Source organism: Mycobacterium sp. pR1184 (genome assembly GCF_041287235.1).
In the GTDB taxonomy this organism is placed as follows: Bacteria; Actinomycetota; Actinomycetes; order Mycobacteriales; family Mycobacteriaceae; genus Mycobacterium.
Genome location: NZ_JBGGKR010000009.1, coordinates 228,456 through 243,951 on the forward strand (window position 1 = coordinate 228,456; position 15,496 = coordinate 243,951).

Below are 15,496 nucleotides of genomic sequence, written 5' to 3' on the forward strand. Positions count from 1 at the left end.
CGAGCCGCGCGACGCCGTTTAGCGGAATACCCCGGGCAGGCTCAGGGTGGACAGCGTGTCGTCGGACAGCGGGTTGTCGTTGACCATGTAGGTCCACGTCGACGTCGGTCGCGCCAGCTTGGACAGATCCAGGCCGGGTTCCTTTTCGAGGATGTTGGCGGTCTCGAACGTCTGCTGAGCCGCCTCGATCGCGTCGGCGGCCAGCGACGCGAACGCGTCGACCGCCATCCGGTGGAATTCGTCGAGCGGGTTCTGCCGGCCCAGCGCACGCAGGTGGATGCTCTCGCGGATGTCGGCCAGGAAGGCCAGATGGTCGGCCCAGCCGCGGTCCAGGTGGTAGAGCATGATCTGCCGGCAGATGGTCTCCAGGCGTTCTTCCGAGATCTCCTCGGCTAGCTCCCCGTACCGCTTAGGCGCCAGCTCGGCCAGCTCTTCGCGCGCGGTTGCGGTGCGCAGCAACGTGTTTCGACGATCCACGATGATGGCCCGCTGCTGGGCGGTCAGCTGGTTGTACCGCCAGGTGTTCGCGTGCACGTCGAGCATCCGGCCCTCCGCGACGCGCTGGGCGTGGTCGAGCAACCCGGCCGCCTTGGGGCTGACGATCCGGCCGTCCTCGTCGGTCTGCTCCGGCAGCTTGTTGCGGTCGAGGTTGGCCGCGACGACGTCGTCCTCCCAGCTGGAGAAGAACACCGACGAACCGGGGTCGCCCTGACGTCCGGCGCGGCCGCGCAGCTGGTTGTCCAGTCGCTCGGTGTGATGGCGGCCGGTGCCGACCACGTGCAGCCCGCCCAGCTCGGCGACCCGGTCGTGGTCGGCTTCGTCGGACCCGCCGAGGCGGATATCCGTTCCCCGCCCGGCCATTTGGGTGGACACCGTGACGACGCCGTACTTGCCGGCCTCGGCGATCACCTGAGCTTCCTCGGCGTCGTTCTTGGCATTGAGCACCACCGCCGCTACGCCGCGGCGGACCAGGCGTTCGTGCAGCTCCTCGGACTCAGCCACATCGCGGGTGCCGACCAGCACCGGCTGTCCCGTCTCGTGCACCTGGGCGATGTGCTCGACGATCGCGTCGTTCTTGGCCGCCGCGGTGATGTAGACCCGGTCGGTCTCGTCTTCGCGAATGTTGGGAGTATTCGGCGGAATTGGTGAAACACCCAGCTTGTAGAACTGGCGCAGCTGCTCCCCGGCGGCCAGCGCGGTCCCGGTCATTCCGCACACCGTCGTGTAGCGGTTGATCAGCGCCTGCACCGTGATGGTGTCGAGCACCTCGCCGGTCTCGGTGGTCTCGATGCCTTCCTTGGCCTCGACGGCGGCCTGCAGGCCGTCCGGCCAGCGCTGCAGTTGCGCGATGCGGCCACGCGAGGCGTTGATCAGGTGCACCGCATCGTCGCGGACGATGTAATGCACGTCGCGCTGCAACAGCACGTGGGCGTGCAGCGCGACGTTCACCTCTGTCAGGGTGGTGGCGACATGCTCCTCGGAGTACAGGTCGATGCCGCCGAGCGCCTTTTCGACCTTGCGGGCGCCGACGTCGGTGAGATGCACGTTGCGGCTGTCGGAGTCGGTGTCGTAATCAATCTCCGGGGTGAGCTCGCCGACCAGTTTGATGATCTCGAGCCGCGGCGTTTCCCGGTGCGTGGTGCCGGCCAGCACCAGCGGCACCAGCGCCTCGTCGACCAGCACGGAATCGGCCTCATCGATAAGGGCCACATCGGGATTCGGCGATACCAGGTCGTCGACGTCGGTCACCAGCTGATCCCGCAGCACATCGAAGCCGATCTCGTTGACCGAGGCGTAGGTGACGTCGCAGTCGTAGGCGGCGCGGCGTTCCTCGCTCGTCGACTCGGCGGTGATCCAGCCCACCGTCAGCCCCATCGCCTCGAGCAGCGGGCCCATCCATTCCGCGTCCCGGCGGGCCAGGTAGTCGTTGATGGTCACCACATGGACGTGTCGGCCGGCGATCGCGTATCCGGCGGCAGCGATCGCGCCGGCCAGGGTTTTGCCTTCGCCGGTCGCCATCTCGATCACGTCGCCGTCGAGCATGCGCAGCGCACCCAGCAGCTGAACGTCAAAGGGCCGCAAACCCGTTGACCGCTCCGCGGCCTCCCGCGCGATCGCCAGGAACTGCGAGATGTCCTCGGAGTCCGCCAGATCGTCGAGGTTGAGCAACCCGGTCGCCTTGCGCAGTTTCTCATCGGAGAGGCCGGCTGCCTTCTCGTCGTATTCCGAGGAGTCGCTGACCTGCGAAAGCGAGCGGGAGCGGTTCTTTTCCGTACTGGCGCCGAGCAGCTTCCAAAATCTGCTGCTCAGGCGGCCCGGTTGGGTGCGGGTGGTCTTTGGCACAGGTCAACGGTACGCGGTGAGCTGCGCGGACCCATCAGGCTAGGTTGCTTCGGCGCGGATAAGCGATGCTCGGGTCGGTGAGCACGTTGACGACCGCGGGCAGGCCGCTGGCAAACGAGCGTTCCAGCGCGGGGCGCAGCTCGACCGGCGCCGCGACCAGCTCGCCGTGGCCGCCCAGGGCGCGCACCACCTCGTCGTAGCGGGTGCCCGGACGCAGCTCGGCCACCACGGAGTAGCCGTAGATCGCCTCCATCGGATGCTTTTCCAGTGCCCAGATTCCGTTGTTGCCGATCACCGATACGACCGGAACCTGGTGGCGCACCAGGGTGTCCCACTCCATGCCGCTGAAGCCGAAGGCACCGTCGCCCTGCAGCAGCACGACCTGACGCGCGGGGTGGGCCAGTTTGGCGGCCAGGGCGTAGCCGGGGCCCGAGCCCAGGCAGCCGAACGGGCCGCTGTCCAGCCAGCAGCCGGGCAGATAGCTGTCGATCATCCGGCCGGCGTAGGAGCCGAAGTCACCGGCATCGATGACCACGATCGCGTCGCGGTCCAGCATCGGCGCCAATTCGGCGTACACCCGCATCGGGTGCAGCGGGATCCGGTCGTCGCCCAGATCGGCGGTCTCCTGATCGCGGGCCGCGGTCTCGGCCGACCGCAGCGCGGCGATCCAGTCGCCGTGCTCGCCTGCGCTCCCGGACAGCGCCGAGAGAATGCCCGTCAGGTCGCCGTACAGGCCCGCCGCGATCGGCCGCGGATGCTCCCGATCGGGTTCGGCCCGATCCGCGACGACGAGCTGGGTGTCCGGTCCGAACACCTTGCCGAAGCCGAGCCGAAAATCCATCGGCACCCCGACGACCAGCGCCACGTCCGCCTCGCCCAGCGCTTGGGCGCGGGCCCGCGAGAACGCCAGCGGATGATCGGCAGGCACGACGCCGCGGGCCATGCCGTTCATCAGCACCGGGATCCGGCGCTCCTCGGCCAACCGAAGCAGCGCGTCCTCGGCGTGCCCCCACCACACGTTGGTGCCGGCCATGATCACCGGCCGCCGCGCACCCGCCAGCAGCTGGGTGGCGCGATCCAGCGCGTTGCCGTCCGGAGCTTGCGGCGGTGGCGGCACGGTCAGGGCCCCGGGACGGCCGTCGTCCTCGGCGACGGCGAACACGTGATCCATCGGGAAGTCGACGAATCCGACTCCCGACGGCGCGCCGACGGCGGCCCGCAGCGCCTCGTCGACCAGTCGGCCCGCGTCGGCGGCGGACTGCGCGGTGGCCGCAAAGCGTGCCAGCGGTGCCACGAACGGCACGTGGTCGATCTCCTGCAGCGATCCCATGCCCCAGCGCTGCGCGGGTGCCCGTCCGCCGAGCACCACCAGCGGCGACTGGTTTTGCTGCGCGGCCGCCATCGCGCTCATGCCGTTGGTGACGCCGGGGCCCGCGGTGAGCGCGGCCACGCCCGGCACCCTGGTTACCTTCGACCAGCCCTCGGCGGCGAACGCCGCCGTCTGTTCGTGGCGGGTGTCGATGAGTCGAATGTCCTCGTCGCGGCAGCCGTCGTACAGGGAGAACAGGTGGCCGCCCGACAACGTGAACAGGGTGTCGACACCGCTGGCCCGCAGGCGCCGGGCGATCAACCGGCCGGCATGGACAATCTGGCTGGACGGAGCGTCGATGCTCATCCTGGCAGCCTATCCGGCGGTCTCGGGTACCTTCGCTGGGAAGCATTCGCCACGAGGCTCCTCGAGATGCCTCGATAGCAAGGAGACGTCGAAGTTGGGTCCCACGCTATTCAAGCCATCCATCGACTGGTCGTCGGCACTTGTGGACTCGCTGCAATGGGTCGCCATCGCCTGGGCGATCGGCGCGGTGTGTCTGATCGTCGTGCTGACAGTGTTCAGGTTCTTCACGCCATGGGGCCGCCAGTTCTGGCGGATCACCCGCGGGTATTTCGTCGGCCCGGCCAGCGTCAGGGTGTGGCTGGTACTCGGGGTGCTGCTGCTGTCAGTGCTGCTAGCGGTACGGCTGACGGTGCTGCTCAGTTACCAGGGCAACGACCTGTACACGTCGGTTCAGATCGCCGTCCAGGGCATGGCCGCCGGCGATGACACCGTCAAACAGTCTGGTATTCACGGCTTTTACATGTCGCTGTGGATTTTCAGCATACTGGCCACTCTCTACGTCGTCCGATTCATGCTCGACATCTACATCACCCAGCGGTTCATGATCGCGTGGCGTATCTGGTTGACCGCTCACCTGACCGACGACTGGCTGGATGGCAAGGCCTACTACCGAGATCTCTTCATCGACAACACGATTGACAATCCTGACCAGCGTATCCAGCAGGACATCGACATCTTCACCGCCAACGCCGGTGGCACTCCGAACAACCCGTCCAACGGCACCGGCGGCACCCTGCTGTTCGGGGCCGTCAACGCGGTCGCGTCGGTGATCTCGTTCGCCGCCATCCTGTGGAACCTGTCCGGAGACCTGACGCTCTTTGGCATCACGTTGCCCCGGGCCATGTTCTGGACCGTGCTGGTGTATGTGCTGATCGCGACAATCGTCGCGTTTTGGCTTGGGCGCCCGCTGATTTGGCTCAGCTTCAACAACGAGAAGCTCAACGCCGCGTTCCGTTATGCACTGGTGCGACTGCGCGACGCCGCCGAAGCGGTCGGCTTCTACCGCGGCGAGCGGGTGGAGCGGTCACAGCTGTGGCGGCGCTTCACCCCGATCATCGACAACTATCGCAAGTTCGTCCGCCGGACCATCATCTTCAACGGCTGGAACTGGTCGGTGTCGCAGGCGATTGTGCCGTTGCCGTGGATCATCCAGGCACCGCGGTTGTTCGCCGGCAAGATCAACTTCGGCGACGTCGGCCAGACCGCAACGGCTTTCGGCAACATTCACGACTCGCTGTCCTTCTTCCGGAACAACTACGACGCGTTCGCGTCGTTCCGCGCGGCCATCATCCGGTTGCACGGGTTGGTCGACGCCAATGCCCAGGGCCGCGCACTGCCCGCGGTGCTGGTCAAACCGAGCCAGGACAAGGCGGTCGAGCTGGCCGGAATCGAGGTGCGCACGCCGGCGGGAGATCAGCTGATCGACTCGCTCGACGTCGAGCTGGACACCGGCGACTCGCTGGTGATCACCGGCCGTTCCGGCGCCGGCAAGACCACGCTGCTGCGCAGTCTGGCCGAACTGTGGCCGTACGCCTCGGGAACGTTGTGCCGCCCGGACGGCGACAACGCGACGATGTTCCTCTCGCAGTTGCCATACGTGCCGCTGGGCAGTCTGCGCGGCGTGGTGTGCTACCCGAACCCGCCGGAATCCATCAGCGACGGCGAGCTGCACGAGGTGCTGACCAAGGTGGCGCTGGCCCCGCTGATCCAACGGCTCGACGAGGAGCAGGACTGGGCCAAGGTGCTCTCGCCGGGTGAGCAGCAGCGTGTTGCATTCGCCCGGATTCTGCTCACCAAGCCGCGCGCGGTGTTCCTCGACGAGGCCACCTCCGCGCTCGACGAGGGGCTGGAATTTGCGCTGTATCAACTACTGCGCAACGAACTTCCGGAGTGCGTCGTGGTCAGCGTCAGCCATCGCCACACCGTCGAGCAGCATCACGAACAGGAGCTGCAGCTGCTCGGCGGCGGCCGTTGGCAGCTCGGACCGGTCGGTCAGCAGCCCGCGACGGTGTAGCGTTACGCGTCCACGCCGTGTTGAGCGGCGTGCGTTCCGGCGCGGCGACCGAAGAATGACCCCTCGCCCAGCTGGGTGCCGCTGGCGTAGCCCTTGCCGTCCTGGGCGATGTTGGACGCACACGCCGCGACCGCGTAGAGGCCGGGCACCGGCGTGCCGTCTTCGCGCAACACCTCACCGTCCACCGACGTGGCCAGCCCGCCCATCGTGAACCCCGAGTACATGGCCCGGCCCAACGAGAGGTCGAAGACAGCCCAGGGTCCATTGTCCTGTGCCGCAAGGTATTCCGGTTGCTTGTGGAAATCCGGGTCCTCCCCCTTGGCCGCGAACTCGTTGTAGCGGTCCAGGGTGGCGGCCAGGTTGCCGCCTGGGATACCCAGCGCGTCCTCCAATTCGGCGATGGTCTCGTAGCCGTCGAGGAATTTGATCAGCGGCATTTCCGGCATCTCGGTGTGCGCCTCGTCGACGATCAGGTAGGCCGTCTGCTCCGGCTGTTCGAGGACGAATGCCGAGGTGCGCGAATGGTAGGAGTCCTCGGTGACGAAGCGCTGGCCGTCCTTGTTGACGATTACGCCGGTCAGCAGAATCGCGGGCGGATACGCCGCCGCGGTGATGAACAAGTCGTCCATGTTCTTGGCGACTCCACCCGCCGAGACGCCCATCCTGATGCCCAGGCCGTCGTCGTTGGGGTTGCCAAGGATGTAGGGCGCCACCGTGCCGTGGTGCTTGGTTTTCCGTTCCTGGGCCAGTGCGGGGGTGTACTCGGCGACCATCTCCGGGTTCATCGCAAAACCACCGGCGGCAATGATGACCGACTTTGCTTTGATCGCACCGGTTTCGGTGAAGTGCTTCCAGGCGACGCCGACCACCGCGCCGTTGTCGTCGATAACGAGGTTGGTCGCCCCGGTCTCGTAGCGCACCTGCACCCCCAAGTCGGCGGCGCGTTTGACCAACAGGTCGATGACTATCGCCGCGCCACCCAACTCACCGGGCACCGGGACCGAATGCCCGCGCGGTGCGGGCTTGGCCTGCTCGCAGAAGGGCCACACTTTTTCGTTGCCCGTGTAGCTCAGACCCTCGGTCCCGGGTGGGACGACTACCTTTCCCGGGTAGTAGCTGCGCTCGAACTGGAAGCCCAGATCCTCCAGCCAATTGAAGTGCTCGACGCTGTCGTCGGAGTACACCCGAATCTTCTCGAGGTCGGGCTCGCGAGAAACCGCGACGAGGTACTTGTACATCTCCTCGGGAGTGTCGTCCTGGCCGGTGGCCTGCTGGACCGCGGTGCCGCCGCCCAGGTAGAAGTGGCCGCCGGCCATGGAGGAGGTTCCGCCGGCTGCGGCGGCGCGCTCGAGGACCAGCACCCGCGCACCGGCGGCCGCCGCACTCACCGCGGCGCAGCCTCCGCCGATGCCGAAGCCGATCACGAGGACGTCGACGTCGTCGGACCACGACGTCACGGTGTCCGCCTTGACCGTTGCTGGAATCTCGGTGCTCATCGGCGCCACTCCTCCTCATTGCTGCGCGCTGCATCGTCGCCGGCGCGGCTCACCCTTGCTCCTGTTTGATGTAGTCGTAAAACGCCCTCATCTCGGGCGAGATGTACGCGATCTCCACAAACGGCACACCCGCCTGAGGCGCTGCGATGTACGCGAATTGGATGCCGCCGGGCATCACGCCCTGCTGCACCACTTCGGCGCCGTGGTTGGCGGCGTCGGCCAGCGCCGCGTCGAATTGCTCGGGGGTTTCGGCCGCCATGCAGAGGTGGTGCAAACCTGGTCCGGCGTCACGAAGAAATTCACTATAGATGTTCTCCCCGCTGACCGGTTCTATGAGCTCCAGCTGCATGTCGCCGAGGTAGCTCAAGGAGATGTGGGCGACGAAGTCGGCCGGCTTGCCGCGGTAGCTGCAGCTGTCCGGAGCAAAGTGCACGTCCGGTATCCGGACCCATTTCCGGACGCCTAACAGGCCGGTGAGAGCCGTTTCGGTGGCGTCCAGGTTTCGGGTGACCCAGGCGATCTGTATCGGTGATTGAACGGGTAGCGTCATCGTTTGGCAGGATAGCCCAGTCTGTCGGCCCCTTGAAAGGTCCGGAAATTCTTTGCCGCAATCCGGCGATCGGTGTCCGGAACAGCCGGGTGAACACGTTCTAATTCGGGCCGGTGTGGTGGGTCAGTGCTGGGCGAGCATGTCCACCAACAGCTCGAGCTGGGTGTTGAAGACGGCTTCCGGGTCGGTCAGGGTGTCGGTGCCGTATTGTCCGAACACCTCGAGGCTGATGGCGCCCACTACCCCGGCCCAGAACAAGAAGCACTTGGCGATGACGGCGTCGTCGCCGGGAAAGCTGAACTGTTGCCGGATCCGGTCGAAATCCGATGACATCGGTTGCGGGACAGTGGTATTGGTCAGCCGGATGTCCCCGGTGGTGATCCCGGCGGCGATGGCATCGAAGATGGCTCCCACTACGCGGGTGCCGACTCCGACGGTGCGTTCCGCGGGCGCGTGATATCCGGGCACCGGGCTGCCGTAGAGCAGAGCCCACTGGGCGGGATGCTCGACGGCCCAGCGGCGCGCCGCCCGGGCGATCGCGACGAGGTCGTGGCTCCACACTTCGTCGGCGGAGTCGCGGGCTCGATCCACCGTGTTCGCCAGGTCGGAGTAGGCGTCGATCAGGAGCAGGGTGAGCAGTTCGTCTCGGCTGGACACGTACCGGTACACCGCCGAGGAGACCATGCCCAGATCGCGGGCGATCGCACGGAGCGACAGCCCGGCCGCGCCGCGATCGACCAGGTGCCGACGGCCCAGCTCGACGATGCGCGCCTCGATCTGTTCCCGCGACTCCTGGCGTTTGCCCACGTCATCAGTGTTACACGAACCGAGAACACCGCTCTTGCTTTTCGGCGAGTGTTGTGTCAGCGTGATCAAGCGTGAGAGCACTGCTCTCCGTTTCTGGGCCGGCCGAGAGGATCCACCATGTCCACCCGCTACGAGGAACCCAACCGTGTCGCCCGCGCCGGTAACACCGTGATCCGCTGGCTCGCCGAACTCGGGGTCAGCATCGCGGGGACCCGGGCGCTGCGCGTCCGCGGGCGCAAATCGGGAAAGGCCCGCTCGGTGGTGATCAACCTGTTGACCATTGACGGCGTGGCCTATCTGGTTTCGCCGCGGGGCAATACCCAATGGGCGCGCAACGTGCGCGCGGCCGGGGTCGTCGAGGTCGGGCCGCGGTGGCGTCGCAAACGCCTGACGGCCACCGAGGTCGAGGATGCGGCCAAGCCCCCGGTGCTGAGGCGCTACCTGGACCGGTGGTACTGGCAGGTCAAGGGCTACGTTGCGGGCCTGACGCCGGACTCCACCGAGGACGAGTTCCGCGCGGGTGCCCCATCAGTACCGGTGTTCGTGCTCGGGTCGCGGTGACGCGCGTCAGCCGCCGTTGAGTTGCCCCGCCATGTCCTGGTGGACCTGCTCGGAAGTGGACCGCCACGACACCGCCGCGGGAAAGTCGCCCCACATGCTGTTGAAGATCCCGACGATCTGCCCCGGACCGGCGGCCGAGGCCAGATACACCGGTCCGCCGGAGTCGCCCGGATGGCTCTGGACGCCGTGGGACATGGTGAACCAGCCGTTGTTCACCGCTTCGACGGTCCCGCAGGTCTCACCGGTGGAGACGCCGAAGTGGCAGACCGCTTGCCCGGGCTGCAGCGCCACGTTAGGGCTCGACACCAGCGGCCGTCCGCCCGGCAGGGTGTTGTTCAGCGCAATGTTGGGGTCCAGCGCGATCACTTCGTAGTCGCTGATGGCCTGGTCGACGGCTACGGTCGAGCCGCTGGGGGTGTCGTCGCGGAAGGTCGCGAGATGGCCGATCGGGTTGCGGTTTCTGTCGGTGACGATGTTTCCGGTGCTGCGGCAATGCCCGGCGGTGTAGGCGATTCTCGCGGCCTGATCGACGTAGCCCAGGGTGCACAGCCGGTTGTCCTGCAGGATCTCCATGCCCGGGGACACCACCACCGGGTCTGCGTGGGCGGTGGCTGCCGGCAAGCCTGAGGTGCAGGCCAAGGCGGCGATCGTCGCAGCCAGTACGCGAAGTGCCATGCGGTACACCATGGACGGACTCCGTTCCGTCAAGGCCGGCTGGTGCTCCGACCACAAGTTGAGATTACGTCGTTACTGTTTCGTCATCGACCTTTTCGCGCTAGCCCGGGCTAGCGTTACAGCGACGTCAGCTACGACGACGTCGCCAACCGAACGGAGTCGTCGGTGACAGCGGCCGGGCGCGGAGTCCAGCCGGGCGGTCCGAATACGTAACCCAGCCGGTCGCGCAACCGGCTCGCCGAGCGCCAGTCGCGCGCGATCGCGACGTATTCGCGCGTCTGCAGCTTCCAGATGTTGAAGGTGTCCACCTGCTTGGTGAGACCGTAATGCGGGCGGAACAGCTCGGCCTGGAAGCTGCCGAACAGGCGGTCCCAGATGATCAGGATGCCGCCGTAGTTTTTGTCGAGGTACACCTTGTCCATGCCGTGGTGCACGCGGTGGTGTGACGGCGTATTGAAAACGAACTCGATCGGTCGCGCGAGCTTACCGATCCGCTCGGTGTGCACCCAATACTGGTAAATCAAACTGATAGAGAAGGCGAAGAACACCATCCAGGGTGGAATCCCCAACAGCGGCAACGGAATCCACATCAGGATCTCGCCGCTGTTGTTCCACTTCTGCCGAAGGGCGGTCGCGAAGTTGAAGTATTGGCTGGAGTGGTGGGCCTGGTGAGTGGCCCAGATCAGCCGCACCCGGTGGGCGATTCGGTGGTAGGCGTAGTACAGCAGGTCGACGCCGAGGATCGCGATCACCCAGGTGTACCACTGGTCTGCCCGCAGGTGCCACGGCGCCAGGTAGGCATAGATCGCGGCATACCCGAACAGGGCCAAGCTCTTCCAGCCGGCGGTAGTGGCGATCGAAACCAGCCCCATCGAGATGCTGGCCCACGAATCGCGGTTCAAATACGCTCCGGACGCCGGCCGGGGATCCCCGTCGGCGGCCACCAGCCGGTCGAGCTTGCGCGCCGCGGTCCACTCGAGAATCAGCAGCAGCAGGAAGAACGGAATCGCGAACAGCACCGGGTCCCGCAGCTGCGGGGGCAGCACGGCCAAAAACCCGGTAATCGCACTCACCCAGACAGGTTACGACCTCGCGCACCGTGGTCATCAGCCGATCTGTTGCACCGGCCGCCGGACAGTCCAGACTGTGGCTGATGGCAGACAAGGCGGCGGTGCTGATCATCGGCTCCGGATTCGCGGGATTGTGGGCAGCGTTGGGCGCTGCCCGGCGACTCGACGAGCTCGCGGTTCCGGCGGGGACCGTCGATGTCACCGTGCTCAGCGCTACGCCGTTCCACGACATCCGGGTCCGCAACTACGAGGCCGACTTGAGTGCCTGCCACCTCCCGCTGGCCGAGCTCCTGGACCCCGTCGGGGTGGCCCACGTCGTGACGGAGGTGACCGCGATCGACGCCGGCGCGCGCACTGTCGGCACGGCCGATGGTGCGACGTACGGTTACGACCGGCTGGTGCTGGCCTCGGGTAGCCGGGTGCTCAAACCCGCGGTGCCGGGGCTGCGGGAGTTCGGTTTTGACGTCGACACCTATGCCGGCGCGGTCGCGCTGCAACGGCATCTGCAACGGCTCGCCGACGATCCGCCGGCGGCGGCGGCGACGGTCGTTGTGGTCGGCGCCGGACTGACCGGCATCGAGACGGCATGCGAGCTGCCGAACCGGTTGCGCGCGCTGTTCCCCGGGCATCCCCGGGTGATTCTCGTCGACCGAAATCCACTGGTCGGATCCGATATGGGGGCTGCGGCGCGGCCGATAATAGAAAAAGCGCTGTCGGACAACGGGATCCAGACGAGGACTGGGGTCGGTGTCGATGCGGTCAGCTCTAACGGTGTGACCCTGTCCTCCGGTGAGCAGCTGGCGGCGGCCACGGTGGTGTGGTGCGCCGGGATGAGGGCGAGCTCGCTGACCGAGCAGTTGCCGGTCGAGCGCGACAGCTCGGGCCGGGTGCCCGTCGATGACTATCTGCGGGTGATCGGGGTCGGGTCGGTCTTCGCCGCGGGTGATGTGGCGGCAGCCCGCATGGATGACGAGCACCTGTCGGTGATGTCGTGTCAGCATGGGCGGCCGATGGGTCGTTATGCCGGCTACAACGTCATCAGCGATCTGTGCGGCGAGCCGATGCTTGCCCTTCGAATCCCTTGGTATGTAACGGTTCTCGATCTTGGACCGGCTGGCGCCGTCTACACCGAGGGGTGGGGCCGCGTGGTTGTCGCCACGGGCGCGGACGCCAAGGAGACCAAGCGGACCATCAATTCCAAGCGGATCTATCCCCCATCGACCGGCATCCGTGCCGACCTGTTGGCCGCGGCCGCACCGGACTTGCAGGCGCGGCCGTAGCTGTCAGTCGGCCTGGGCTTCGTCGCCGGCGTACCACTGCACCGCGCGAACTCCGGGCTGCAGGGATAGCTCGGCGACTAAACGCTCGAGCTTGGCCGGTGTATGACCATCCACGAGAAGGTGTGCGGTCAAGGTGATCTCGTCGTCGTCGGAGTGCCCGGTGTGGATGCCGCGCAGCGTCAGGTCGTTGCTGCTGGCGTGCTGGACCAGCTGCGCCCGGGCGTACTTCTCGGATTTCGGGCGACAGATCGCCTGCACCAGAAAGGGTTGGCGGCCTTCGTCTTCCTCGGCGTCGTTGTCATGGTCGATGACTCGCCCCAGTGGGCGGCCCACCACGTGGATGGTGATGACGGCCAGAGTGGCGATCAACGTGAACACCAAGTTCCCGGAGGCGGCCAGCACACCTATCGCCGCGGAGCACCACAAGGTGGCGGCGGTGTTGAGGCCCCGGACGTTGACACCCTCGCGCAGGATCACCCCGCCGCCGAGGAAGCCGATACCGGACACCACATAGGACGCGACCCTGGTGGGGCTGCTGTCCGGGGTGGCGACCGCATACAGCACGAACAGGGTCGCACCCGCAGCCACCAGCGCGTTGGTCCGCAGACCGGCCCGGCGTGCCCGCCACTGCCGTTCGATCCCGATCAGGGCGCCACACCCCACCCCGACGCCCAGCCGGAGCGCGAAATCGGCGACGCTCAACGTCTGCGACATACCGGACTCCTTCCCCCGACGGCATTTCCCAATGCGATGCGGCGGAGTTAACCACTACCGGGTAAACGGCAGATGGATTCCAGCCTGACCTGTTGCGCTCCTGACGCCCGGGCGTAACCCGTTGCGCCGGGCAGACTTCCGTCTACCGCGTCGCTACCCTGCCGAGGCCGGTTTGTTTGCGAGCCGCTGCGGGCAGTAGTACTTCGCCGCTATTCCCACGAACACGGTGGCGTGGTCCGTCGTCAGTCCGGGGTTATTGCGCTGCAGGTTCTGAATCAGTTCCGGCCCGGATTTGCCGGCGCCCATCAAGCCGCACACCGCCTTTCCGAATGCGACGGCCTGACCCGAGTCGGTATAGGTGATACCAGCGCCGCGTACCGTCGCAAGGAAGCCGGCGTCGTCGGAGCCGCCGTCCGGAGCGCCGTACGCGGGCGCGGCCAAGCCGATCATCGCGGCAACACCGAATAGCGCGAGCAGTGGTCGCATGGGGAACCGGCTCTCGCTCACGCCTTCGAAAGTTGGTGCGGGCAATAGAATTTCGCCGAGATCAGCGCGAAATTCGATGCCATCTCCATGTCCATCCCGGGATTGCGGCTCTTGACGTCGTGGAGCAACTCCAAATTGTCCTCTCCGTTGTTCAGGCAGGAACACACCGCCCTGCCGGCCGCGACGGCAGCACCCTCGCTGGAAAAGCTGAATCCGGCCTGGCGCAGAGCAGCAATGAAACCCGCGTCGTCGCCGTTGGGCTCCGGAATCGGATCCGCGTACGCCGGCGCCGCAAAGCCGATCATCGCGGCAACGCCAAGTGCTGTCAGTAACCGTTTCATGTCACTTGTCCCCTACCCTAATTGCGCTTCTTCGGAAGGAACGACCTTGGACTTGCCCTTCTTCAGATGCACCGCGTGGATACCCGGCTTCTTGGCCAGCTGCTCGAGCAGTGCGTCGAGGCCTTTCTCGTCGACGTCGTGATGCTGCACTGTTTCGGGCCTCTCCGAAATCTGTGCCACCAAACGTTTCAGGTGCTCCGGCGAATTCTTGTCCTTGAGGTCTTTGAGTGGTTTCATCCGGTCGCGGACGCTGGCATTGACCACGGTCGGACCTCCAGCGCCCATCGCGCTGCCCAGCATCCCGGCCATCCCCAGTGAACTGAACAAACTGCCCTCACCGAGGGCAGCCGCCGGGATCGCCTCGGGGCCCGCGGCAGTCAGGGCGGCGGCCACCGTCCTGATTGCCGGGGTGGCCGAGGCCCAGCTGGGTGGGACCGTCAACGATCCGACCAACGTGCCACGTGCGAAACCGGCCGTCGGGCTGATGGAGTCGAACAGTGTGCCCCGGCTGAAGCCCAACGCGCCCAGACCGGCCCCCAGCGCATCTTTCGGCAGCGCGCCGTAGGCCGCCGGTGGGGCGAACTTGAGCCACTGCGACACGGGGAAGTTGATCAGCAGTCCAATGTCGTTGTACTGGGTGGTGAGGCCAAGCGGGATCTTCAAGGCGTTGTAGAACTGCGTGTAAAAGTTCGCCCCGCCTGGAACGGTATTCAGCAGGTTCGTCCAGAAGTTCTGGTAGTCCGTGGCCAGCTGCGCGAGCCACGCCAGCGGACCGGTGTAGCCGCTGGGCGTGGTGGCTGCAGCGGCCACCGCATTCGCCGCGTTCCCGGCGCCGGCACTGGATGACGAGGTGACCGCGGCCGCCTGCATGGTCGTGGCCGCCTCATTGGTGGTCTGCGGCGCCGGGCTGAATTCCTCCAGATTGTTGGACGCCGTCGCAGAAGAGGCGAAGTACGTATCCATCGCTTCGCCGTCCTGGGCCCACATTTCGCCGTACTGCGCCTCGGTGGCAGCAATCGCCCCGGTGTTCTGCCCGAAGAGGTTCGTGGCCATCAGCTCCGCGAGCAGTTCACGGTTGGCCGCAATCAAGGGAGGCGGCACGTGGGCGGCGAAGGCCGTCTCATATGCGGCGGCGGCCTGCGTCGCTTGCGCCGCGGTTTGGGCGGCTTGCGCCGCGGTTTGTTGCATCCAGTTGACGTAAGGAGTCGCGGCGGCTGCCATGGCAAGCGATGACGGGCCCACCCAGGGCCCGGTGGTCAGATTCGAGATCACCGACGAGTATGAGGTCGCGATCGACTGCAATTCGGCAGCCAGGTTCTCCCAGGCCGTCGCTGCCGTCACCAATGACTCCGCTCCCGGACCGGCGTACATCCGGCCCGAGTTGAACTCCGGTGGAAAGGCTCCGTAAAACATGTCGTTACCCCTTACTTGACGGCGCGATTCGGGTGGACCATGCCGGGTGGCTGTGCGTCGTGTTCATCGCG

General features: G+C 66.4%; 14 protein-coding genes. 3 read left to right on the forward strand and 11 right to left on the reverse strand.

The window, feature by feature from the left end; translation table 11 throughout:
- Nucleotides 1-18: 18 nt before the first annotated feature.
- Complete coding sequence (secA2, locus tag ACAG21_RS17905; RefSeq protein WP_370497591.1) at nucleotides 19-2,343, reverse strand: accessory Sec system translocase SecA2; 2,325 nt, start codon at nucleotides 2,341-2,343, stop codon at nucleotides 19-21.
- Nucleotides 2,344-2,377: 34 nt separating this feature from the next.
- Complete coding sequence (locus tag ACAG21_RS17910; protein ID WP_370497592.1) at nucleotides 2,378-4,018, reverse strand: acetolactate synthase; 1,641 nt, start codon at nucleotides 4,016-4,018, stop codon at nucleotides 2,378-2,380.
- A gap of 94 nt (nucleotides 4,019-4,112) precedes the next feature.
- Between ACAG21_RS17910 and ACAG21_RS17915 the strand changes: the two genes are divergently transcribed.
- Nucleotides 4,113-6,032, forward strand: a complete 1,920-nt coding sequence (locus ACAG21_RS17915) for an ABC transporter ATP-binding protein/permease (RefSeq protein ID WP_370497593.1) — start codon at nucleotides 4,113-4,115, stop codon at nucleotides 6,030-6,032.
- A 2-nt stretch (nucleotides 6,033-6,034) separates the two neighbouring features.
- On the opposite strand, the gene ACAG21_RS17920 is transcribed toward ACAG21_RS17915, so the two are convergent.
- The 3 genes from ACAG21_RS17920 to ACAG21_RS17930 all read right to left on the reverse strand — a co-directional run bounded on the left by ACAG21_RS17920 (nucleotide 6,035) and on the right by ACAG21_RS17930 (nucleotide 8,885).
- Nucleotides 6,035-7,528 carry an FAD-binding protein gene (locus ACAG21_RS17920; protein WP_370497594.1) on the reverse strand — a complete coding sequence of 498 codons (1,494 nt, stop codon included), beginning with the start codon at nucleotides 7,526-7,528 and terminating at the stop codon, nucleotides 6,035-6,037.
- 49 nt (nucleotides 7,529-7,577) lie between these two features.
- Complete coding sequence (locus ACAG21_RS17925) at nucleotides 7,578-8,078, reverse strand: VOC family protein (protein WP_370497595.1); 501 nt, start codon at nucleotides 8,076-8,078, stop codon at nucleotides 7,578-7,580.
- Nucleotides 8,079-8,201: 123 nt separating this feature from the next.
- Complete coding sequence (locus ACAG21_RS17930) at nucleotides 8,202-8,885, reverse strand: TetR/AcrR family transcriptional regulator (protein ID WP_370497596.1); 684 nt, start codon at nucleotides 8,883-8,885, stop codon at nucleotides 8,202-8,204.
- A gap of 117 nt (nucleotides 8,886-9,002) precedes the next feature.
- Here ACAG21_RS17930 and ACAG21_RS17935 point away from each other — a divergent pair, with 117 nt between their 5' ends.
- Nucleotides 9,003-9,446: a nitroreductase/quinone reductase family protein gene (locus tag ACAG21_RS17935; RefSeq protein WP_370497597.1), complete on the forward strand. Its 444-nt coding sequence runs from the start codon at nucleotides 9,003-9,005 to the stop codon at nucleotides 9,444-9,446.
- 6 nt (nucleotides 9,447-9,452) lie between these two features.
- Here ACAG21_RS17935 and ACAG21_RS17940 read toward each other — a convergent pair whose 3' ends face one another.
- Both ACAG21_RS17940 and ACAG21_RS17945 read right to left on the reverse strand, forming a co-directional pair.
- Complete coding sequence (locus ACAG21_RS17940) at nucleotides 9,453-10,133, reverse strand: hypothetical protein (protein ID WP_370497598.1); 681 nt, start codon at nucleotides 10,131-10,133, stop codon at nucleotides 9,453-9,455.
- Nucleotides 10,134-10,252: 119 nt separating this feature from the next.
- Nucleotides 10,253-11,194: a sterol desaturase family protein gene (locus ACAG21_RS17945; RefSeq protein WP_370497599.1), complete on the reverse strand. Its 942-nt coding sequence runs from the start codon at nucleotides 11,192-11,194 to the stop codon at nucleotides 10,253-10,255.
- Nucleotides 11,195-11,274: 80 nt separating this feature from the next.
- On the opposite strand from ACAG21_RS17945, the gene ACAG21_RS17950 reads away from it, so the two are divergent.
- On the forward strand, nucleotides 11,275-12,471 hold the full coding sequence (locus ACAG21_RS17950) for an NAD(P)/FAD-dependent oxidoreductase (RefSeq protein WP_370497600.1): 1,197 nt from the start codon (nucleotides 11,275-11,277) through the stop codon (nucleotides 12,469-12,471).
- 3 nt (nucleotides 12,472-12,474) lie between these two features.
- On the opposite strand, the gene ACAG21_RS17955 is transcribed toward ACAG21_RS17950, so the two are convergent.
- The 4 genes from ACAG21_RS17955 to ACAG21_RS17970 form a co-directional block, all read right to left on the reverse strand.
- Nucleotides 12,475-13,185 (reverse strand): MgtC/SapB family protein, encoded by a 711-nt coding sequence (locus ACAG21_RS17955; RefSeq protein WP_370497601.1) that lies wholly within the window; start codon nucleotides 13,183-13,185, stop codon nucleotides 12,475-12,477.
- Nucleotides 13,186-13,338: 153 nt separating this feature from the next.
- Entirely contained in the window at nucleotides 13,339-13,671 is a 333-nt protein-coding gene (locus ACAG21_RS17960; protein ID WP_370497627.1) for a DUF732 domain-containing protein, read from the reverse strand.
- Between the two features lie 17 nt (nucleotides 13,672-13,688).
- A complete protein-coding gene (locus ACAG21_RS17965) occupies nucleotides 13,689-14,012 on the reverse strand; it encodes a DUF732 domain-containing protein (protein ID WP_370497602.1) in 324 nt (107 codons plus the stop codon).
- Between the two features lie 12 nt (nucleotides 14,013-14,024).
- Nucleotides 14,025-15,425: a PPE family protein gene (locus ACAG21_RS17970; RefSeq protein ID WP_370497603.1), complete on the reverse strand. Its 1,401-nt coding sequence runs from the start codon at nucleotides 15,423-15,425 to the stop codon at nucleotides 14,025-14,027.
- Between the last annotated feature and the right edge of the window lie 71 nt (nucleotides 15,426-15,496).